This is a genomic window from Nostoc sp. PCC 7524, assembly GCF_000316645.1.
GTDB lineage: Bacteria > Cyanobacteriota > Cyanobacteriia > Cyanobacteriales > Nostocaceae > Trichormus.
The window spans coordinates 998,810-1,020,587 of sequence record NC_019684.1 but is presented as its reverse complement, the minus strand read 5'-3'; the positions used below and the strand labels follow the sequence as shown (position 1 = coordinate 1,020,587).

At 41.9% G+C, this 21,778-nt stretch carries 16 protein-coding genes, 1 pseudogene and 1 CRISPR repeat array (1 of these 18 only partly in view); of the genes and pseudogenes, 8 read left to right on the top strand and 9 right to left on the bottom strand.

The window, feature by feature from the left end:
• Positions 1-41: 41 nt before the first annotated feature.
• Positions 42-852, top strand: a pseudogene (locus tag NOS7524_RS04270) (IS5 family transposase).
• Positions 853-970: 118 nt separating this feature from the next.
• Here NOS7524_RS04270 and NOS7524_RS04265 read toward each other — a convergent pair.
• The 4 genes from NOS7524_RS04265 to NOS7524_RS04250 form a co-directional block, all read right to left on the bottom strand.
• Positions 971-2,608 (bottom strand): IS1634 family transposase, encoded by a 1,638-nt coding sequence (locus NOS7524_RS04265; RefSeq protein ID WP_083882639.1) that lies wholly within the window; start codon positions 2,606-2,608, stop codon positions 971-973.
• A gap of 335 nt (positions 2,609-2,943) precedes the next feature.
• Positions 2,944-4,548, bottom strand: a complete 1,605-nt coding sequence (gene murJ / locus NOS7524_RS04260; protein WP_015137238.1) for a murein biosynthesis integral membrane protein MurJ — start codon at positions 4,546-4,548, stop codon at positions 2,944-2,946.
• A gap of 58 nt (positions 4,549-4,606) precedes the next feature.
• A complete protein-coding gene (locus NOS7524_RS04255) occupies positions 4,607-5,113 on the bottom strand; it encodes a pentapeptide repeat-containing protein (RefSeq protein ID WP_015137237.1) in 507 nt (168 codons plus the stop codon).
• A gap of 105 nt (positions 5,114-5,218) precedes the next feature.
• On the bottom strand, positions 5,219-6,730 hold the full coding sequence (locus NOS7524_RS04250) for an LCP family protein (RefSeq protein WP_015137236.1): 1,512 nt from the start codon (positions 6,728-6,730) through the stop codon (positions 5,219-5,221).
• 116 nt (positions 6,731-6,846) lie between these two features.
• On the opposite strand from NOS7524_RS04250, the gene NOS7524_RS04245 reads away from it, so the two are divergent.
• From NOS7524_RS04245 to NOS7524_RS04230, 4 genes are all read left to right on the top strand, one after another.
• Positions 6,847-7,911: a mannose-1-phosphate guanylyltransferase gene (locus NOS7524_RS04245; RefSeq protein WP_041555148.1), complete on the top strand. Its 1,065-nt coding sequence runs from the start codon at positions 6,847-6,849 to the stop codon at positions 7,909-7,911.
• 178 nt (positions 7,912-8,089) lie between these two features.
• Positions 8,090-9,733 (top strand): ABC1 kinase family protein, encoded by a 1,644-nt coding sequence (locus NOS7524_RS04240; RefSeq protein WP_015137234.1) that lies wholly within the window; start codon positions 8,090-8,092, stop codon positions 9,731-9,733.
• A 155-nt stretch (positions 9,734-9,888) separates the two neighbouring features.
• On the top strand, positions 9,889-10,869 hold the full coding sequence (locus NOS7524_RS04235) for an ABC transporter ATP-binding protein (RefSeq protein WP_015137233.1): 981 nt from the start codon (positions 9,889-9,891) through the stop codon (positions 10,867-10,869).
• A 15-nt stretch (positions 10,870-10,884) separates the two neighbouring features.
• A complete protein-coding gene (locus NOS7524_RS04230) occupies positions 10,885-11,673 on the top strand; it encodes an ABC transporter permease (protein WP_015137232.1) in 789 nt (262 codons plus the stop codon).
• A gap of 9 nt (positions 11,674-11,682) precedes the next feature.
• Here the strand turns inward: NOS7524_RS04230 and NOS7524_RS04225 are convergent, their stop codons facing one another.
• From NOS7524_RS04225 to NOS7524_RS04205, 5 genes are all read right to left on the bottom strand, one after another.
• Positions 11,683-12,552 (bottom strand): hypothetical protein, encoded by an 870-nt coding sequence (locus tag NOS7524_RS04225; RefSeq protein ID WP_015137231.1) that lies wholly within the window; start codon positions 12,550-12,552, stop codon positions 11,683-11,685.
• Between the two features lie 32 nt (positions 12,553-12,584).
• Positions 12,585-14,276, bottom strand: a complete 1,692-nt coding sequence (locus NOS7524_RS04220) for a serine/threonine protein kinase (RefSeq protein ID WP_015137230.1) — start codon at positions 14,274-14,276, stop codon at positions 12,585-12,587.
• Between the two features lie 90 nt (positions 14,277-14,366).
• Positions 14,367-15,206, bottom strand: coding sequence for an alpha/beta fold hydrolase (locus NOS7524_RS04215; RefSeq protein WP_015137229.1), 840 nt, complete (start codon positions 15,204-15,206; stop codon positions 14,367-14,369).
• A 91-nt stretch (positions 15,207-15,297) separates the two neighbouring features.
• Positions 15,298-15,510: a M15 family metallopeptidase gene (locus NOS7524_RS04210; RefSeq protein WP_041555146.1), complete on the bottom strand. Its 213-nt coding sequence runs from the start codon at positions 15,508-15,510 to the stop codon at positions 15,298-15,300.
• The gene (locus NOS7524_RS04205) at positions 15,503-16,591 is read right to left on the bottom strand and encodes a serine/threonine-protein kinase (RefSeq protein ID WP_235622394.1); all 1,089 of its coding nucleotides are present in this window, start codon (positions 16,589-16,591) and stop codon (positions 15,503-15,505) included. Before NOS7524_RS04205 ends, NOS7524_RS04210 begins: the two co-directional genes overlap by 8 nt.
• A 61-nt stretch (positions 16,592-16,652) precedes the next feature.
• On the opposite strand from NOS7524_RS04205, the gene NOS7524_RS04200 reads away from it, so the two are divergent.
• The 3 genes from NOS7524_RS04200 (at position 16,653) to NOS7524_RS04190 (ending at position 21,022) form a co-directional block, all read left to right on the top strand.
• Positions 16,653-18,473 (top strand): ABC transporter ATP-binding protein, encoded by a 1,821-nt coding sequence (locus NOS7524_RS04200; RefSeq protein ID WP_015137228.1) that lies wholly within the window; start codon positions 16,653-16,655, stop codon positions 18,471-18,473.
• 162 nt (positions 18,474-18,635) lie between these two features.
• Positions 18,636-20,207, top strand: a complete 1,572-nt coding sequence (locus NOS7524_RS04195; RefSeq protein ID WP_015137227.1) for a metallophosphoesterase — start codon at positions 18,636-18,638, stop codon at positions 20,205-20,207.
• A gap of 50 nt (positions 20,208-20,257) precedes the next feature.
• Entirely contained in the window at positions 20,258-21,022 is a 765-nt protein-coding gene (locus tag NOS7524_RS04190; RefSeq protein ID WP_235622434.1) for a class I SAM-dependent methyltransferase, read from the top strand.
• Between the two features lie 251 nt (positions 21,023-21,273).
• A CRISPR array of direct repeats spans positions 21,274-21,778; the repeat unit is 37 nt; unit sequence ATTGCAATTTCACTTAATCCCTATTAGGGATTGAAAC (it continues 1,861 nt past the right edge of the window).

Here is a 21,778-nt window from a genome sequence, read left to right as displayed (position 1 = left end):
ATACGCTGTGAATAGATAATCAACAGCACCGAGAGAGCGACATGAGTAAAGCTTACCCCAGTAACCTGAGCCTCGCACAATATGAATTTCTTAGCGACTTGATTCCAGAAGGGAAACCGGGTGGTCGTAAGCGTGAAGTCGATATGTGGGAAGTCCTGAATGCAATTTTTTACATCCTGCTAGAAGGAGTGAGATGGCGATGCCTACGGCGGGCTACGCCTACGCTACCTGGGGACTTTCCTACGAGAGCAAACAGTGTACACATATTTCCGAAACTGGCGTAAAGACGGGACATGGTTGCACATTCACGATAGTCTCCGAGAGTGGACGAGAATCGAAATTGAACGTCATCCGAGTCCATCGGAAGCGATAATTGATAGCCAAAGCGTCAAGAGTGCGGCAATGGTGAGTCAATCAGTAGGCTTTGATGCTGGCAAGAAAATCAAAGGACGCAAGAGATTTATGACCGTTGATACCTTGGGGTTAGTGCTGCGGGTTTTGGTAACAGCAGCCAATGTCGGTGAGCGAGAAGGAGGCAAACAAGTTCTCCAACGAGTTAAACAGTCTCAGCCACAATCTCGGTTAACCACCATCTGGGTTGATGGTGGCTTTGATGGGGAACCGTTCATGCAGTGGGTCATGAATTTTTGTCGCTGGATTGTACAGGTGGTGCTGCGACCAGAGCAAAGCAAGGGCTTTGTTTTACTCAAAAAACGTTGGGTGGTGGAACGCACTTTTGGCTGGTTCATGGGATGTCGGCGATTGGTCAGAGATTATGAATTATTGCCCGAAACCTCAGAAACTTTTATCTATCTTGCAATGATCCGTATTATGGTGAAGCGATTGGCTTAATTTTTGACTCCCTAAAACTTTTCAAACATCCTCTAAATTATTGGCAAAAAGAAAAAGAGCTATGAATCAAAGAGATTAGCTCATGATATTGGAGAAATAAAATTAATAGAGAGAAGAGTTAGCTGGCTAATTGATAATAAATTAAACAATCATCAGGTAAAAGATTTAAGATAAAGTCTCTTTCGGGATTCCAATTAGAGATGTGTTTTTCATTCTTAAATTTAACTAAATGAATAGACTGAAAGCATTGAAAAATCCAGCGTAAAGTGGGGCGGTCAGTCGATTTACCTAACTGATTCTTAATTGTTGATTGAGATTTTCTGAGTGCAGTCCTGATTTGACGTTGAGCCAAGGTATAAACTAGCAGACATAAACCCATAATCATTGCCAATGACTCTATTCTCTCTGGACTTTTGAGGAAAATACTGTCGGCAAAAAATAATGGGTCTTTCAGGAAAGCAAATCCTCTTTCACAAGACTGCTGGGCTTTATATTCATTCAACATCGAGTCATTGCTAAGTTCATTTAAATCTAAAACATTAGTGGCAATAATGAAACGTCCTGCACCCAGAACTTCTGTGTTAATTTTACTTTCGTCCTGGGAAACTGTCGCTGATATTTGGTATGCTGTTTCTACTTGATTATCTTGATTTTTGAACTTGATTTCAGTAACTTGGCTCGACTGAATTTGATGGTATTTAAATTGTTTTGATAGTTTGGTTAATGCCTTGACAGCATCAACCTCACAAGCAAATTTATCTTTTGATAATTCTTTTAACTCAAGAACAGCTTTCGATTCAGCTTTCGTAATTTTTTGTGAAAGTTTACGCAGGTCTGATGCTTTTCGCTCTTGACTTTGCACTACCAACCATCTTTGCTCTATTCCTGCATAACTTACAATTTTTGCAGCAAATTTATATCCTGGTAAGTTACTATCAATAAATTCTGATGCTGCTAATGTTGATATTAATGATTGTGCTGCTTTAATGGTTAATGGCACTCGACATAACCAACGTAAATCCGACATTAATTTCAGATTTGATTCTGTGTATAAAGCCGAGTCTGCAACTATGAGACTATCAACTTCTAATTGTTTTTGATACTCTACTGCTATTTGACCAAAGCAGGATGAGTCAGCTTGATTTCCAGATGCTAATTTTAAAAATATTGGTATATCTCCATCTCCCGAACATATTAGTTCTATGATAAATTGTTTTAAGTCTGGTCTATGGTCACGGGAATAGCCATAGGTGATGGTAATCTCTTTTGGTGATTTTACTACTAATTCTTCTGATTCTTGGGTATTTCCTATTTGTTGATTCTCAAATATTACTTCTGGTAATCTGGTGTTGTACTGCCCATGTACGTGCATTGATGACGAATCTAAATGTGATGATGACAGAGATACACCAAATTTTTGGGCAGCTTTTAAGGCAATGATAGAAAATATTGTATCCAGTCCTTTGATAAATAGTTTATCCATGACTCTTCCCAGCTTATCGTCGTTGAGATATTCTGGTTTTACTCCTACTCCCATTAAATGCTCACAGGCTATTGTTTCAAAATATTTGGGAAACATATATAAAGGTTTGGATACAAATCCTAACCCATTCAATATCATGGCTTTGACAACATGACCTGAACTGATTTTTTCTCCTTTTTCAACTCCTATTAATTCATTGATTATTTCTACTAATCCTATCCTATCTATTATTCCTGCTACTATCCCTAGATGGTCTATGTTCTGAATTTCCATTTCTTGGGGTGGCAATTGCACAACAGATTTCTCCACAGCTTCTGTTGTGATTTTCTCATTTATCTTTTTATGAGCAATTAATTTTTTTCTCTGAACTTTTCTTTTCCTTTCTTTTATCTCTGCGGCAAAACTTCACTTTCTCACTCCCCCTGTCGATTTTAATGCAACTTATTCTCATTACCTCTCTTAGCAATTGAATTGACTTTAGTTCTTGTGTACTACTTTGCTGGCTTTGCTTGATGTGTGACAGTTAGGGTGCGGAAGGTGGGTTATTAATATTTGGAAACGTTACAATACAACGTCTCCAAATGTTAGATTTGAAGTGTTTGGGATGCTTATCTTTTAAGAAAACGTTGACGCATACGGATTACAAAAATATTCACCTCTGGTATTTTCATCAAAGAGGCGATCGCAGCAAATACAGTAATCCCTACCAAACCAGATACGCACAATTGCAAGATTTGAATTAATAAACCCTCTTTACCCAAGACTTGCTGAGAACCAACCAAAGTTGCAAAGCTGGCAATCCCAGCGACTACACTACCAGCCGTTAGTCCTAAAATGGGGACACTCCACTCACGTAAGGGTAAACCATTGAGTCGGCGGTGCAGTAGCCATAACAGCATTAACATCGAGCTACAATTAACACCGACTGTAGCTAACACCAAACCAGGCGCACCAAAAGGTTTAACTAAAATCCAATCTAGAACTGCATTGAGCAATATATTAAATGTGCTGATGCGAAACGGTGTTTGTCCATCCCCCAAGGCGTAAAATACTCTGACTAAAACATCACGACCCAAGTAGGCAAACATCCCGATACCATAGGCGACGAGTAGGGATGAAACCAACTGCGTAGCTTCTTGTTTAAACGCACCCCGTTCATACACCACCTGCACAATTGGCACAGATAAAGCTACTAGCAGCGCCCCTAGCGGTAGCATCGTCACAGCAGTGAGTAATAGTCCCTGACGAATGCGTAACTTCAAATCTGGCCAGTTTTCCGGTTCGGCTAGCTTGGCAAATATGGGTAATAACGGCAGCAAAATTATATTAGAAATAATCCCCAAGGGAGTTTGGACTAATAAATTAGCGTAGTTAAAACCAGCCGCCGCCCCCTGAATGGGACTGGCAAAATATAAGTCAGTCGCCACATTAATCGGCATCATTCCAGAGGAAATTGTGGCTGGAGTCATGACTTTAATTACTTCTTGTACTCCAGGGGCTTGAAAATCAAACCTCAGCCGTAATGTACCGAGTCCCAAACGCCACTGCACAACTAACTGCACCAACCACTGAAGAATTGCCCCAGCTAGAGTTCCCACGGCTAAAACCACACCACCGATGAAGGCGTATTCTGGCTTGATAATGTCTTTGCCTAGTTGTAAAGCTAATACACCAATACCACCTACCACTGTGATACTAGATAGCAGAGGACTAATAGAAAGTAACCAATATTGATTAGCTGCGTTGAGAGTGCCGAAACCAATGCCAATCAAGCCGGAAAATAGAGCCATTGGGGCCATGATTTGCAGCTGTTGAATGGCGATCGCTCTAGTTTGAGCATCCAGGCCATAACCCACAATATCAATCATGTTCCCAGCAAAGAGAACCTGCACTATCGTCACCAATAACAGGATGCTACCCACTAAAGTAGTCACCGTTTCCACTAGGGGGGCGGCTTCTTCCTGCTTGCGCTTGGCTAAAACGCTGACGATCGCACTATGTAAAGGCCCGTTGACACCGCCCAATAATACTAATAAAAACCCAGGAATCACGTAGGCGTAGCTATAAGCCGTAGCCGCCGCACCTACACCAAAGGCAGCTGCGATCGCTTGCTGCCGAATTAAACCAAATACTTTACTAATTAACGTGGCTGCGGCAACAATGCCAGCAATCCCAGCAAAAGAACGAGTGGGTTTTGGCTCTTGATTAGTCACAAATAATAACCGACAAATTTTAAAATTAGTCAATAGTCAATAATCTAATGACTTGGCACTAACGACAACCCAAACTTTCGCGTGTAGCAACACCAGTGACAGGATTGATACCATCTGCTCGTTCGCACAGCAAAGACACTTGATAGCGGTCTATGATAGCATCTGTAAAATCAGCCCCAGTAATATCCGCATCATAAAAACGGCTGCGGGTTAAAGTTGCTTCTGTGAAAATCGCATTTTTTAAATTGGCACTGTCTAAAGTTGCCCGATCTACTAAAGCACCTGTTAAATTAGCCCCTGATAAATTAGCGTTTAATAAAACGCCTTTAGTAAAAATAGCATTAGTTAAATTCGCACCTTGAAAATTCGTACCTCGCATTTCCGCCGCCACAAATGTTACACCAGCTAAATCAGTATTAGCAAAGTCACGATTTTCTAAATTTATATTGCTGTAATTAATTGTATTCAGTTGAGCAAAAGCTGGCTTGGGATTGATGATGAGCCAAAACCAAGCCAGCAACAAAATTACAATTAAACTAAATAATCTCAGCCAAATCTTCTTCATAAATTTATCAAACTCAGGTCTGAGTCCTGAGTTGCGAGTCCTGAGTTCTGAGTGAATTATAGAGAATTTCCGATCACTCAGCACTCATTAATCAGCACTACTGAACTACTTCCAATCCTTCCCAATGCGGATGGTAATGTCAGATTCTAAATCCCCAGTGGATTTAACTTGGACTAAACCCAATCCTAAGATGTTTTGTAGTTCAATTGCTGCGGCTCGATTACCCCTTTGCACAATAATTTGGGTCTGACGTTGAGTATCAGGCCACTCTGGTGTAGTGTAAATATTTGTAAAACCTTTCTGTTTCAAGTAAGCAATAACTTTTTCAGTTAGTTGAGGTTGATTGGAAGCATTTTGAATAGCAATTCTGAACTTAGAAACTGGGCGTGAATCAGACTTCAGTCCAGGAATATCTACGCCAACATAATTGTTCAATAGATTTTGCTGACCAGTCAAATTTAGCCAATAGCTATTGGGATCTTTACTAAATTTGCTGAATGTCCCAGGCAACATGGTCATTTGGAAATTATCCCGTTCTAAATTCACGGAAAAATTCACCAAAGCCATCATTTCTTCTATCTTCAAATTGGAATCAAAATATTTCCGCATCAGGCGGGTTAATTGGGGCAATCGGGGTAATACAGTCGGACTATTGAGCCGTTGTAGCAATGCTGCTACCACTGCTTGTTGTCGCTGTACTCGTGTGAGATCCCCTAATCCTTCCTCCCGGTACCGAACAAACAATTCTGCTTGTTCACCGTTGAGGGTTTGCCAGCCACTCACTAAACTGACTGTAGAGCGAGTGTTGGGGTCTTGATAGGACATGGCTTTGGGTACAAATACCTCCACCCCACCCAACTGATCAACTACCTGTCTTAAGCCACTGGTAGAAATGCGAATGTAGCGGTCAATCCGGGCATTATTTAAGGTGCGGCTGACTACCCTAGCTGCCAACACTGGCCCACCTTGGGCGTTAGCTTCTGACACCTTAGTCAATCCCTGCTCTGGGATGGCAATCATTGTATCCCTAGGAATTGACAATACCCTCATGGTTTTACTAGCGGGGTTGAGTCTGACTAGCATCATAGTATCGCTATTGCCAGAAAAACTCTCCGCCGAACCATCCACAGCACCTTTGACTGGCTCAATCCCCATGATGAGAATATTCATCGGTTTGGAGAGTTGATACTGGGAGATTTTGCTCCATAATTCCCCAGGTAAAGGCATTTTCTGTTCATCTTGACCAGAAAAACCTAATTCTTCGTCGGTGCGGTCTAGGTTGCTCCATAAAGGAGTCCACAATGCCAAAGTAGATGCCAAAAGACCTGAGAGGATGATCCCCAAAACAACGGTCAAAATCCACAATAGCCAGCGAGGCATGGCCAAACCCAAACGCTCATACAGCTCATTGGGGATTGCGCCTACAGACTCGACGACATTACGAGAAGCGATCGCACTCTGCTGTTGTGGTCTAACTTCTATTTCTCCTGTTGTAGCTGGTTGAGCTATCACCTGATGATCTAAGCGTTGCAGTTGCGAAGGTTGTAGCCCCAGTTCCAAATCTGGTATTTGTTGCGGCGTGACCTGATTATCTGAAAATTGAACCTGTTTAATCACAATTATCTCCCCACTCAACCACTCCCTAAAAGTTATGTTAATCCATGCCCCCAATCTTGCCAGTGTCAGACCACACTGTAAACTTGAAATGTTCTACCGTAGGTGTGTATGACAACATGAGTAGTTCATTGTTCCCAGTAATCCTGGCAGGTGGCAAAGGTGAGCGTTTTTGGCCCCTCAGTCGCCAAGACCGACCCAAGCAATTTTTAAGTCTTGATGGTAGCTCTAGAAGTCTATTACAAGCAACCGCCGAGCGACTGTTAACCTTCGCAGGCAGTTGGGATGACTTGTGGGTAATCACCTCTAGTCAGTTAGGACAAGGGGTGAAACAACAACTACCCGAATTACCATCGCCAAATTTATTGATTGAACCGCAGGGGAGGGACACAGCCGCCGCCGTAGCTTGGACAAGTTTAGAAATTCAAAAGCGTTACGGAGATGACGCTATTATTGGCTTTTTTCCCTCTGACCATTGGATAGCTGACCAACAAGCATTTAAGCGTACATTGGATGCTGCTACCCAACTAGCGGCAAACACAGCAGCGATTGTCACTTTAGGAATTAAGCCTACTTTCCCATCAACTGGTTACGGCTACATTGAACAAGGTGAAAAAATTGGTAGCTTTAATGAGTTGCCAGCTTATCACGTCAACCGCTTTACTGAAAAGCCCGACCGTGGTAAAGCAGAAACATTTCTGTCTACGGGCAGATTTAGCTGGAATAGCGGGATGTTCGTGTTTCGGGCTGGTGTTGTTCTCAATGAACTATATACTCATGCACCTGAAATCATCGAGCCATTGGTAAAACAGGGTGTTGATATTTATCCCCAGTTACCTAAAAAAAGTATAGACTATGCACTCATGGAAAAGACTAATTTAGCATATGTCTTACCGGCAGATTTTGGGTGGGATGACTTAGGTGATTGGAATGCGATTGAACGCCTACTGAAAAAACCCGATAGTCCCAATGTTGAACTTGCTACCCATGTAGGACTAGATACGCAAGGGGCTATAGTATATGCTACTAATCCAGAAGATGTAATTGTTACTATAGGTTTAGAGGATGTGGTGATTGTGCGCGATCGCAATGTCACTCTCATCGTCAATAAAGAACGTACTCAAGAAATTAAGCAGGTGATCAAAAATCTGCAAAACGATCCCCGATTTAGCGACTTGCTATAGCCATTAACTGGAAAAGTTAAAACCCGTGGCAGAGGCTGAAATGCGGGGTTTTTATTATAACTAACGAAGGCAGGAGGCAGGGGGCAGAGGGCAGGAGGCCGAAGGCAGAAGATTCTCCCTTGTCTTCCCCATCTCCCCCCACTCCCCACTCCCCACTCCCTACTCCATATCCCCCACCATGTTCCTGACTCAAACTGTTCCCCGGCAACGAGAAATTATTGAAGTCGTTCTCCGTAACGGCTGGGATTATATGCGGCGACTGCTGACAGGGGGTAAAGCCGATGAACCCCAGCTACCCACCCCGGCGGTTTTGAAAAATATTCTCGTGGATTTGGGGCCAGTTTATGTCAAACTCGGTCAGCTAATGTCTACCCGTCCGGATTTACTCAGCGCCCCCTATATTGAAGAACTTTCCACGCTGCAAGATGAAGTGCCGCCTGTTCCTTGGGCAGAAATTGAAATTGTCATCCGCCAACAACTCAAACGCCCTTTAGAAGAGACTTTCCAGAATATTAATCCTATCCCTGTAGCGGCGGGATCAATTGCCCAAATCCATCGCGCTACATTGGCTGATGGACGGGAAGTTGCCATGAAGGTGCAACGACCGGGGATCGATATTACAGTGGCTCAAGATATCGCTTTAATTCAAGGGATTGCTGATTTGGTGGCGCGTACCGATTTCGGGCAGAACTATGAAATTAAATCCATTGCCGAAGAATTTACCAGAGCTTTAGAAGCTGAGTTAGATTTTACACGAGAAGCCGGTTATACAGACCAACTACGGCGTAATTTATCGCACAGTCGCTGGTTTGATCCCCAACAAATTGTAGTAGCGGAAATATACTGGCACTTAACTACAGAAAAATTAATGGTGATGGAATGGCTAGAGGGAGTGCCAATTCTATCGGCGAATTTCAGCAACAATGATGGGAAAGACCCAGTAGCAGAACGGCAAGCCATCACCACCCTACTATTTCGCGCTTTCTTTCAACAGTTATATATTGATGGCTTTTTTCATGCTGATCCCCATCCTGGCAATATCTTCTATCTTAACGATGGTCGTGTTGCCCTGATAGATTGTGGCATGGTAGGCAGACTTGATCCCCGCACTCAGCAGATATTGACAGAAATGTTATTGGCGATTGTGGATTTAGATGCGGGGAGGTGCGCCCAATTGACTCTACAACTGGCAGATTCCGCACAGCCTGTAATTGTGGCACGGTTGGAAAGTGATTATGACCGGATGCTGCGGAAGTATTATAACGTCAGTTTGACGGAGATGAATTTTAGTCAAATTTTTTATGAAATTTTGCAAGTGGCGCGAAATAATAAAATTCGCTTACCCAGTAACATGGGCTTGTACGCTAAAACTTTGGCGAATTTAGAAGGGGTAGCGCGGACTTTTAACCCAGAGGTAAATTTATTTGAAGAAATCCAGCCATTAATTACAGACTTGTTTCGGCGGCAATTAGTAGGGGATAATCCAGTGCGATCGCTCCTCAGAACAGCCTTAGATATCAAAAGTCTCTCATTACAATCTCCCCGGCAACTTGAACTGTTATTAGACCGAGTAACATCCGAAACCCTACGCTGGAATTTTTCATTGCATGGTTTAGACGGTGTACGCCGCACAATGGACGATGCAGCCAATCGCCTCTCCTTTAGTATCTTAGTAGGTTCCCTGATTATGGGGGCAGCAATTATTACAACTAAAGCCCAGACAACTCAGTTGTCATTTTTAAGCAGCGTTCTGTTTGCGGCGGCGAGTTTGTTGGGATTGTGGTTGATTATCAGTATATTGCGATCGGGTCGTTTGAAATAAAAGAACTTTCAAACAAAAAAATATTTAATATACAAGGGTGCGTCAGTCACAGAAACCCTTAACATACCGAGAAATTACTCATACTGACGCACCCTACCGACTGTGGTTAACTAACTCGACCATAAAGGTGATCTACGGCTTTAACATATATATATATGTCAATTATCATTGCCGAAAACCTCAGTAAATCTTATCCGGTGGCGGTGAAAGAGCCAGGAATTAAAGGCACAATCACCCACTTTTTCCGCCGCACCTACCGTTCAATTAAAGCCGTTCAGGATGTTTCCTTTGAAATTGCTCCCGGTGAAGTAGTAGGATTTCTAGGGCCAAATGGTGCTGGGAAAACTACCACACTCAAAATGCTCACAGGGTTAATTCATCCTTCCAGTGGTGTAGTCAAAGTAGCTGGTTACGTCCCCTTTAAACGCCAAGAAGCATTTTTGCAAAAAATCACCTTGGTTATGGGGCAAAAACAACAATTACTCTGGGACTTACCAGCCATAGATTCTTTAAAGATTAACGCAGCTGTTTACAACATCTCGGATAAAGAATTTCACCGCCGGGTAGGGGAACTAACAGAAATGCTGGCTTTAGAAGGGAAGTTGAATCAGCCAGTACGGAAACTGTCTTTAGGTGAACGCATGAAAGCTGAATTATTAGCAGCACTTTTACACCGTCCCCATGTGTTGTTTTTAGATGAACCCACACTAGGGTTAGATGTCAATGCTCAAGTAGCAGTACGGGATTTTCTGCGTGAGTACAATCAGCGTTATCAGGCAACAGTGTTATTAACTAGCCATTACATGGCAGATATTACAGCTTTATGTGAACGAGTGCTGTTGATTCACCAAGGAAAGCTGATGTATGACGGTAGCTTAGATGGACTGTTAGAACGGTTTGCTCCCTACCGAGAAATCTATGTAGAGTTAGCCCAACCTCTACCAATGGAAAAACTCAGAGCCTATGGTGATGTGCAACTTGTGGAAGGACGAGCCGTGCATTTTATGGTGCAGCAAGAGTTACTCACCCGCACAGTATCAAAGATTTTGGCTGATTTGGAAGTCATAGATTTAACCGTAACTGAACCGCCTGTGGAAGAAGTGATTGGACGAGTTTTTCAAGCAGGAGTCGTTTAAATAATTCAAAAGTAAATGAAAAGAACTATTAGAAAAGCTCTAACTTTCCTGACAGTTTACTACGCCTATATGGTGGAGTATCGAGCAGAACTAATTTTATGGGTTTTGTCTGGCTCTTTACCAATTATTTTGATGGGAGTTTGGATAAAAGCATCACAAAGTGGGCAGTTTGGTTTAACACCAGTTGATTTTGCCCGTTACTTTCTCACAGTTTTTGTTGTCAGACAAATATCAGTTGTCTGGGTAATATATGAGTTTGAAAGGGAAGTAGTAGAAGGTAAACTATCACCTAAACTATTGCAACCTCTAGACCCAGTATGGCACCATGTTGCATCCCATCTCTCTGAACGGGTTGCTCGCATACCGTTTGCGGTTTTACTCATAGTGTTGTTTTTTTTCCTCTATCCCCAGGCTTTTTGGTTGCCAAGTTTGAGGCAATTATTATTATTTTCTGTGGCAGTGGTGCTAGCATTTGTTTTGCGGTTTGTGATTCAGTACACCTTTGCCATGTTCGCCTTTTGGACGGAAAGGGCTAACGCTATAGAAAATTTTTGGTTGTTGTTTTATTTGTTTTTATCTGGTTTAATCGCGCCATTAGAAGTATTTCCTGAACCTATAAGGCAGATAGTTGTATTTACTCCTTTCCCTTACTTGATTAATTTTCCTGCTAGTCTGTTGATAGGAATACCTGTGGATGTAGCACGAGGGTTTTTGTCACTAATAGCTTGGATATTAATCTTTTTAGTTGCGAATCGCTGGCTATGGCGTGCGGGGTTGAAAAGATACTCTGGCATGGGAGCGTGAGTAAATAGATTAAGTTAGAGAAGTTTGAAAACTTTGAATGAGTTCACCCAATTCATTTACAGTATTGATAGTTTTGATGCTTTGTTGAATTGTCTTAAGTTGCTCTAAATTGGATATCTGAGAGATTTCTGAAATCAGTTGTAAACCCTCATATCCAAATTTTATTTCTAATCCCAGTTCAATACCTGAGAGTATTTCTTCTTTTCTTCCTTGTTCTCTACCCTCTCTCAAAATTTGCTGATACCAAGGAGATTCACTTAATACTGCCATATCCCACCTCATGATTTGTTGAACTAATGCACTATCTAATACGAAGGTAGCAAAAAAAGCCATCACTGTTTCTAATTGGCTCAATTGCTCATCAGCGCGAAGCATTTGCAATGCTCGCTGTATTGTCGATTCTTCTGCACCACCCTTGAGTATGGGTACAAAGGGAAGCAAGGATATTAAAGACTTAGTAAAAGCTATTTCTACATTTACTTCCCAAAAATTAATAACTCGGTAGTCTTGACGCGTCTGTAAGCCAGCAAATTCTGATTCATAGCGGGTAGGAATTGGTGTATCGTTTTCTTTAAGAAGATTAACTAATACTGGATAGGTAGGTAAATTATATTTCTCTTCGGCTAGTGCTGCATAAGCCCGCATTCTTTTAGGCATTTCAGGCTTGTATCGTAATTGTATCTCGTTGAGGACTAGAAACTCTCCATATCTGGGGCTTGTCGCACGAACTAATACATCATTTTCACGGCTAATCCATTGGAATTCAGAATTAATAATTTCTCCAGCGAGAATATCATCAATTTCTGTCACCCATCTAACCCAGTTTTTAGGTGCAAGGCCAATTAACTTTTTAGTGCTGATATCTGATTTTTTAGTCATATGCACCTGAAAAAGATAAATTATATTAACATTTATTTAATAATTGTCCTAAACTTATCTACTGAACCTAAAGAATAATCTTCTAATTTAAAATCAGCAAAAGGTTTGTTTTCTAATCTATCGCGGAGGGCTTCATCTAGAATTACACCTGGAGATTTATTTTTCACTCCAATAATAATCACACTACTTTGATATCTTGTGACATCTTGATTGGGTTGACAGCCGCTTCGTTGAAATTGACCTAAATTTAATAGGCGATAAACTTTAACGCTAGGAATATTTTGAAATAATTTTTTAGCTAATATTTGGATGTTTTGGGAACGCTCAAATGCTCTACGTTGTGCAGTTTGTAATCTACTATTACAAGAAGCTATGCCTACAGAAATAATTTCATTAGGTTCTTGCATTATTTCTTGTATGCCTTCTTGCTCTAACATTAACTTTAAAACATCGAGACTAATAATTTGATTATTATTGGTAATTTGAAAATTACTTTCTGCCAGCCATTTATACTCTATTGATAAAACAGCTATATTAAATTCAGCAATTCTACCTTGACTATCCCTACCTGCTTCATAGGGAAAATAGTCAATTTTACCTTTTCTTTCTGGCGATTGCGTTGGTAATGGCAATAAGGCTGTGAATTTTGGATAACCTGCCATAAAAGCAACTACACTGAGCAAACCTAATGAAACTAACAAGGCAACAAATAGCGCCATTAACGGAATTTTTGTGGTCTGCTTGACTGATGATAATGGCTGTGATGGAATTTTTGGCTGGGGGAATTCTAAGGTTTGGGGCTTTTTTGGGATATTGATGTTTTTAGTTTCCAGAATAGTTTTTGGCTGTGCAATTTCATTGAGGCGTTGCAAAATTTCTTTGGCATTGACGGGACGCTTAGTTAAGTCTGAGTTCATTAACCAATCAATTAAATTTAATATCGGCGGTGCAATTTGATTGGCATAATTACGCCAATTTAATAAGTTATGGTGTGCATCATACATATCCAATGGGTGTTTTCCTGTGAGTAAGAAAACGAAGGTGCGTCCCAATGCAAAAAAATCTGATTGTCGTGTTACTTTGCCCTGTATTTGTTCTGGGGCGCTATAACCAGAAGACATGGTAGGTGTGGTACTGCGATTTAGATAATTTCTGGCTATTTCTTTGGCTGTACCACAGTCAATTAAAACTAATTGTCCATCTGGCCTGATGATGATGTTAGATGGCTTAATATTTAAGTGTAAATATTGCTGGCTATGGACTAAATCTAAAATCTCTGCTAACTGTTTCAACCAATTTATAGCTTGTGCTTGAGAAGTCGGTTTTTGTTGTTTTTCTAACAACTTTTCTAAGTTCAGTCCGTCAATTTTTTCTTCGACAATGCAGTACAGAATCAAACCGTTTCTAGTTTGATGCTGAAAATACGCGTCTACTCTGGGAATACCTATATGATTTATTTGTCCCAAGACAACTGATTCTTGGCGAAACAGTTCTACTGCTTGAGTATCGTTGGTGAGATTTGCTCGTAGTACCTTAAGAATTTTTGTTGTTTCTTGTTCGTATACTTCATAGACTTGGCTAAATCCATTTGTATCACTCAATAAACGCATCACCCGATAGCGTCCCACTAATTCCAATGGGGAACCACAACTTTGACAAAAGCGGTTGTTTTCATTGTGGGAATGATTAGGTTTGGGACAAGCTGGATTGATACAAAGGCTCATGTTAGGGAGTCAATAGTCAAGAGTCAATAGTCAAAAGAATAAAATTGAGCTTTACTCTTTTGCTGCTGTCTGTTAATCATGAAATTGGTTTTACTTAAATTCTGCTAAAAATGTTGCGATCGCGTGGTTAAATGTTTCTGGTGCAGTCAAGAAAGGCCAATGATTTCCAGGAACTTGACATAACCGGAGGTTCTTTAGATAGGTTTTATAGGGTTTGATTTGCCAATCTAGGCGATTTAGTCCTTTTTCTGGCTGGATAAATAGGGATGGGGTTTCTAGGGGGATAGTAAAACCAGGTACGCGCATCACGTCTTCAAAAATGCCATCACGGGCGGCGATGGTGAATTTGCTCCCCCAACTACCATCAGGTTTTTGTTCTAGTCCAGTTTGGAAGACTTGCTGTTGTAATTGACTCCAACCCTGATATTGATTTAATTGCTGTGCTTGTTGCTCTGCGTCTGCGTAGCTGGTAAATGGCCCCATGCCTTTGAGAAAGGATAAGTAACGGTACAACAAAGGGAAAGTTAACCGCAAGACGCTGGGCATTTTCCAGATAAAGATGGGGTCTACTAGAACTATACTCCGCAAGCGTTGGGGGTTGACTCTCGCCCAAATGGCGGCTAATTTACCTGTCCATGAATGACTGACGATATGAGCAGATGACCACCCCAAATGATTCATGAGTGCTTCTAGATCTGCGATCGCACTGTCAAAAGTATAGTCTGTTTCTGGCTTACTGCTCTCACCATGACCACGCATATCCGGCGCAACTATATGATAGTCTGCCGCTAAATATTCTCCTAAACTCAACCACACTAAAGCATGGTCAGCTAAACCATGTAGCAGCAGTAAAGGTTCTTTACCTTGGTTCCACTCCAAGTAAGACAATTGAATATCAGGTGTTGATAAGGTGTGACGTACAGGCTGCATCTGATGACATCCATCCTGGGAGAGATAGCTTGGCGCTTATTATGGTACTGCGAAAGTCTGGAGCTACCAAGGGTGGAGCTAGATGTCCTATTTAACTACGTGGGATTTGCTCAAAAGGTATATCCATCACAGGAAAATTTTCCCAACCAGGGGCATCAAAGTGCCACCATTCTGTAGATAAACCAATAAATCCTTGTTTTTTCATCACATCTTCAAGTAACTGGCGATGTTTGCGGGCTTGAGTGCTACCGCCAAGATAATTTCTATGGGCTGCTGGTGTAAAAGCATCAAATGCACTAGGCATTTCTAATTCTTGCCCCTTGACCAACACTAGCTAGCAATCTAACTGGCATTTTAGCAGGTGATGATTGTGACACATTAACAACTGGAACTGTGTCGGGAATTAGCGGTGCTTGAGTTGACGGTTGGGATGTAGATAAAGACTGTTCAATACTTTGCAAACGCTGCAAAATTTCTGTAACATTTTGGGGTCTGTTGCCAGGAAATGGCTGCATCATTTCATCAATTAAATCTGCTAAGGCTGGGGAAATATTATGAATATTAGTGCGCCACATCAACTGACCTGTATGGTATTCTTCGGTAAATGTTGTAGGAGTTTGGCCTGTAAGCAAATAAACAAATGTGCGCCCTAAAGCAAAAAAATCTGATTGTGGTACCGCTTTACCATTCATTTGTTCTGAAGGTGTATAACCTGCGGAAATAATACCTGTAACTTGCTGCCCTTCTAACTTTTGCATGAAAGTTTGGGTAACTTCCCGCGCTGTACCAAAATCAATCAATGCCAGTTGCCCGTCTGGTTTTAACATGACATTGGAGGGTTTGATATCTCGGTGAAAATATTGTTTTTGGTGAACTGTTTGGAGGATTTCTAATAGTTGTTTTAACCAACGTATGGCTGCACGTTCAATGATGGGTTCATTGTTGCGGGTTTGCATCCATGTTTCTAGATTCATCCCCTCGATTTTTTCCATAATGAGACAGTGCAGAGAAGAGCTATTTTTAGGTTGAAAAATAAAATAACCATCCGATTCAACTCTGGGAATACCCGGATGATGCAGTTGTTGTAAGACTGTTGCTTCTTGTTGAAACAGTTCTACTGCTTTGGGATGAGTATTATGCAGAACCTTTAAAATTTTGCGTGTACCATTATCCTCAACTTCAAAGGTTTTGCCAAAACCACCGCTACCCAATGGTTTAATGACTCGATAGCATCCTTGCAGAAGCAAATCAGAACCGCAAGCTGCACAAAACAGTGACATATCGGTGTTTTGTGGCTGGGAACAGTGAGGATTGATGCAATAACTTATAAGTAGCAGCAAGGAAACTACACCTGTAGTATAGGAGTGGGTAAATATAGCTGACAAGAAATTAGATGTATTGTAAATTTCGCACAGGGGTGGTGACTCTCGCGCTATAAAAAGAATAATGAAGAGTAAAAAGCAACGTCACCCCCTGCGTCAATCACTGGCAGTTTTCCGTTATAGCGGAAGGGCAATAAATTTGGTGTGGACGACTAGCCACACTTTGACGATGATTCTGGCTAGTTTAACTTTATTGGCTGGTTTGTTACCTGCGGCGATCGCCTACCTTGGTAAATTAATTGTAGATGCTGTAGTTTTAGCATCACAGGGGAATGTCGAGAGTAATATTTACCGACCTTTATTGTATGTCGGCTTAGAGGCGATCGCAGTAGCTTTATTAGCAGGTAGTCAACGGGGTTTAATTATCTGTCAGTCACTCTTGCGGGTGTTACTTGGGCAACGCGTAAATGTGTTAATCCTGAAAAAAGCCCTGACTTTGGACTTAGCACACTTTGAAAATTCCGAATTCTATGACAAATTAACTAACGCCCGCCGCGAAGCATCAATCCGTCCCCTCTCTCTAGTCAACCGTACCTTTGGCTTGGTGCAGAATGCCCTGTCTCTCATCACCTATGGTGTGTTGCTAGTGAATTTCTCCGTCTGGGCAGTAGTTGTCTTAATTGTGGCAGCTATGCCAGCCTTCATTGCCGAAACACGCTTTGCAGGGGAAGCCTTTCGTCTATTTAGTTGGCGTGCGCCAGAAACCCGCCAACAGCACTATATAGAAAATCTCCTGGCGAGAGAAGACTTTGCCACCGAAGTCAAACTCTATCAACTGGGGGAAATGCTGTTAGGACGTTACCATCATGTATTTAGTCAACTTTATAACGAAGACCGAGATTTAACCATCCGCCGGGGAATCTGGGGATATCTGTTAAGTTTGGTAAGTACCACGGCTTTTTACATCGCTTACGCTTGGATTGTTATAGAAACAGTGATGGGCAGAATTTCTTTAGGCGACATGACGATGTATCTTACCGTGTTTCGCCAAGGACAATCTACCTTTGCTAATGCCCTGACTTCCATTGGGGGAATGTATGAAGATAACTTGTATCTATCTAACCTCTACGATTTTCTAGAAGAAAAAGTTATTAAACCTAGAGGTAAAGCCACCAAAGGTATCAATCCCGCAGATGGTATCCGGTTTGAAAATGTCTCATTTACCTATCCTAGTAATTCCCAATCTGCTTTAAGAAACATTTCCCTACATTTAAAACCCGGCGAAAAACTAGCAATTGTCGGTGAAAACGGTTCTGGGAAGACAACCTTAATTAAACTGCTGACGCGACTATATACCCCAGACTCCGGCAGAATTTTATTAGATGGCGTAGATTTGCAAGAATGGAATGTAGATGCGCTGCGCCGACGCATTGGGGTAATTTTTCAGAACTTCGTGCGTTATCAGTTCACCGTTGGTGAAAATATCGGTGTGGGAGATGTAGACAACATCAACAACACAACATATTGGCAAACGGCTGCTCAAAAAGGTAAGGCAAATAGTTTTATTGAACGCTTACCCCAACAGTTCCAAACACAACTAGGCAAATGGTTCAAAAGTGGACAGGAATTATCCGGGGGACAATGGCAGAAAATCGCCCTAGCCCGTGCATTTATGCGGACTCAGGCAGATATTTTAGTCTTAGATGAACCCACCTCAGCCATAGATGCCCAAGCCGAGTTTGAGATTTTTAATCATTTTCGCGCTCTCACCCAAAATCAGATGGTATTTTTGATATCTCACCGCTTCTCAACAGTCAGGATGGCTGACAAAATTCTAGTAATTGACAATGGGGAAGTCGTAGAACAGGGAACCCATGAGGAATTGTTAGCAAAAGATGGAGTTTATGCCAGATTATTTATGTTACAGGCGGCTGGCTATCAGTAGGAATAGGCAATAGGCACTCTTGCAATAGGCAATAGTTTTCTGTTTCTTCCTCATCTTCCTCATCCCCCTCATCCCCCACCCTGCGGGTAGGCTTACGCCATCGTAAGAGAAGCTAAAGCTCATCCCCCTACACACCTACCAACCACTGGGAGACAATCACCAATGAAATTGATTTCTGAACCATCCATTCCTGTAAAAATTCAAAAGATGAAGGAGAGGGTGCGATGGAAGCATCCTAGTATTTTAGAACGAGGTATTGACCAAACTCGGATGGTAATAGGCGATCGCCTGGATGATCATCCCGAATTTTCGTTTATAGTAATTGGGGATAGTGGGACAAAATCTCACTATGGGGCGCATCCCCAAAGGCTAGTGGCGGAACTGATGCTAGCTCATCAGGATGATTGCCGTTTTGTGCTGCACACTGGCGATGTGATTTATGTCGTAGGTTCCCATGAATATTACCCGGCAAATTTTATCGAACCTTACCGGGAATTGCTTGTAGGTGGTGAACATCCTCAAAATATCGCCTACGATCGCATGGTATTTAATCTACCGTTTTTGCCAGTCCTAGGCAATCACGATTACTATGATGTACCTTTCATGTATCGGTTGCTCACAGGTAGTACACTGCGATTGCGGCGGATGCTACGCTACAAAGATTTTGAAATTGGTTGGCACGGTTCTAACCAAGGGGATGCTTACGCACGGGCTTTTATTGATTATCTCGCAGCAATTCCCACACCAGAAGAATTACACCAACATTTAGACAATCACTACAACGGTAAAACTGACAAAGGGCGGTGTCTCAATTACCTACCAGGAGAGTTTACCCGTGTACCCAATCGTTATTACAGTTTTCGTTACGGCGGCATTGATTTTTTTGCCCTAGATTCTAATACTTGGAATACACCTGCGCCTTTACCCACAAACCAAGCTGGCGATATTTACCGCCGGGAATTACAAAAGCGTCGTCAAGAAATAGATAAACAAGAAGAACTCATCTTAGCAGAATGCGACAAACTCAACCCCAATCAACCAGCCGACGCAGAACAACTAGATGACTTCAGTGCCAAATTAGACCAAATTAATGAAATCAAACTTGACATCGAAAAACAACTAGCCTCTCACAACACCCCTGTCATCGACTGGGAACAATTAGACTGGTTACGCCAGGGATTAATCGAATCTTGGCATTCTGCTGAGGTACGGGGCAGAATCCTCTTTTTCCATCATCCCCCCTACGTTACCGAAGCCACCAAATGGGATCAAGCCCAAACTTTAGCAGTGCGTCACCGTTTGCGCTGGGTGTTAAACCAAGTGGCGGAAACTCTCGGTTCTCTGGTACAAGAACGCCCCATAGTTGATTTAATCTTCAACGGCCATGCTCACTGTTTAGAATACCTCCGCACCGTGGATACAGGATACGCCGATTCTCACCTTAACTGTATTATCTCTGGTGGTAGTGGTCGCCGTCCCCGTCGTCAGCGTCCAGAAGGGACAGAATTAATGGAAATTTTTCATGATAATTCCCCGAAATCTCTCCGTAAAGTTGCAGATTCCCTGCTTTATGTCGGTCGCAGTGGTTCTGGTGTAGAAAAGCGGCTATCATACTCCTGCGTGCGAATTGATGTCAAAGATGGCAAGCCACCGAAGTTTATTGTCAGTCCTTTGGTAGCAGAACGCGTTGGTAATGAGTGGTTGCAGCATGAATTAGCAAAGTTTGTAATTTAGTTAAACCGCAGATGAGAAATCAAGTTTTGCGTTTGCTAGTGATGATGGGGATGATGTTAGGGTGTTGGCTGCTAGATGTCGATGTTGTAGCAGCTAGCCCTGCAACTACTGCGGTTTATGAACAGCGAGCCATTCACAGCCCTGATGGTATAGGTAAGTATTACATGGGGCGAGAAATCGCCAAAGTTATGGGACACACAGGCGCAGGTTGGCTAGAACGACCTAGCCGCGAAGTTGAGGAACAACCGAGTAAAATTATTAACGCACTGGATTTAAAGCCTGATAGTGTAGTCGCCGATATTGGCGCTGGTACAGGTTACTTAAGCTTTCCCATTGCATCTATACTGACAGTGGGCAAGGTGTTAGCGGTAGATATTCAGCCAGAAATGTTAGATATTATTGAGTTTTTCCAGCAAGAAAAGCATATCACTAACGTTGAGCCTGTGTTAGCTACACTCACTAATCCCAACTTACCACCTCAAAGTGTAGATTTAGCATTGATGGTGGATGCTTACCATGAGTTTGAGTATCCCCAAGAAGTGATGCAAGGAATTGTGAAAGCGTTAAAACCCGGTGGTAGAGTGGTGCTGGTGGAATACCGGGGTGAAAATCCCTTCATTATGATTAAGCGGTTGCACAAAATGACGCAAAAGCAAGTCCGTCAGGAAATGCAAGCTGTTGGTTTAGTGTGGAAAGAAACTAAGAACCTTTTACCGCAGCAACATCTCATGATATTTGAAAAGGAACTGGGGACTGGGGACTGGGGATTGGAAAGTAGCAATTCTCCCTCATCTTCTTCATCTTCCCACTCCTAGCCTAACTAAAACTCGGTATATGGAATGCGCGGATGGGTAGGTGTAGAAAATCGCTCTTGAGGAGAAACGGCTGTATTCCTTCTCACACAAGCTTTTGCAGTTAAATTAAATTAAAGCTATCCGCGCACCTTACACAGCAGGGGTTTTAGTTATTTTTGTTAAATCAACTGATGTGTCACCATGTTATAATCTACCCATCCGCGAAACTGAACCTTGAAAATCAAATACAGATTAGCTTTCAGGCGATCGCGATTGCAATTTCACTTAATCCCTATTAGGGATTGAAACTTGTATGGGTAGTGTGAAAGTATAGCCAGAAGGTGTTTCAGATTGCAATTTCACTTAATCCCTATTAGGGATTGAAACACGGGATTTAGCCATGATCTGATTAGGATGATGATCATTGCAATTTCACTTAATCCCTATTAGGGATTGAAACTAGGTGTGGGTAGCGATCGCCCTATTGCATCAGTAAAATTGCAATTTCACTTAATCCCTATTAGGGATTGAAACAAGATTTTTAGCTAACAATTTGACCGCAAAAGATAACATTGCAATTTCACTTAATCCCTATTAGGGATTGAAACTTTAGTACCTTTGTTAACCCCGTGAGAATTACACATTGCAATTTCACTTAATCCCTATTAGGGATTGAAACGAAATTTTTCAACCGTTGACAGGGAAAAACCCCAAATTGCAATTTCACTTAATCCCTATTAGGGATTGAAACAGCAATATTTTTTCTAGTCTTAATAA

Excerpts from the sequence above, each read along its gene's own strand:
- NOS7524_RS04245 (WP_041555148.1), top strand. The coding sequence starts at position 6,847 with ATGAGTAGTTCATTGTTCCCAGTAATCCTGGCAGGTGGCAAAGGTGAG.
- NOS7524_RS04190 (WP_235622434.1), top strand. The coding sequence starts at position 20,258 with ATGATGTTAGGGTGTTGGCTGCTAGATGTCGATGTTGTAGCAGCTAGC.
- NOS7524_RS04200 (WP_015137228.1), top strand. The coding sequence starts at position 16,653 with ATGAAGAGTAAAAAGCAACGTCACCCCCTGCGTCAATCACTGGCAGTT.
- NOS7524_RS04240 (WP_015137234.1), top strand. The coding sequence starts at position 8,090 with ATGTTCCTGACTCAAACTGTTCCCCGGCAACGAGAAATTATTGAAGTC.
- NOS7524_RS04225 (WP_015137231.1), bottom strand. The coding sequence starts at position 12,552 with ATGACTAAAAAATCAGATATCAGCACTAAAAAGTTAATTGGCCTTGCA.
- NOS7524_RS04230 (WP_015137232.1), top strand. The coding sequence starts at position 10,885 with ATGAAAAGAACTATTAGAAAAGCTCTAACTTTCCTGACAGTTTACTAC.
- NOS7524_RS04195 (WP_015137227.1), top strand. The coding sequence starts at position 18,636 with ATGAAATTGATTTCTGAACCATCCATTCCTGTAAAAATTCAAAAGATG.
- NOS7524_RS04265 (WP_083882639.1), bottom strand. The coding sequence starts at position 2,608 with ATGGAAATTCAGAACATAGACCATCTAGGGATAGTAGCAGGAATAATA.
- NOS7524_RS04235 (WP_015137233.1), top strand. The coding sequence starts at position 9,889 with ATGTCAATTATCATTGCCGAAAACCTCAGTAAATCTTATCCGGTGGCG.
- NOS7524_RS04220 (WP_015137230.1), bottom strand. The coding sequence starts at position 14,276 with ATGAGCCTTTGTATCAATCCAGCTTGTCCCAAACCTAATCATTCCCAC.
- NOS7524_RS04210 (WP_041555146.1), bottom strand. The coding sequence starts at position 15,510 with ATGCCTAGTGCATTTGATGCTTTTACACCAGCAGCCCATAGAAATTAT.
- NOS7524_RS04255 (WP_015137237.1), bottom strand. The coding sequence starts at position 5,113 with ATGAAGAAGATTTGGCTGAGATTATTTAGTTTAATTGTAATTTTGTTG.
- NOS7524_RS04215 (WP_015137229.1), bottom strand. The coding sequence starts at position 15,206 with ATGCAGCCTGTACGTCACACCTTATCAACACCTGATATTCAATTGTCT.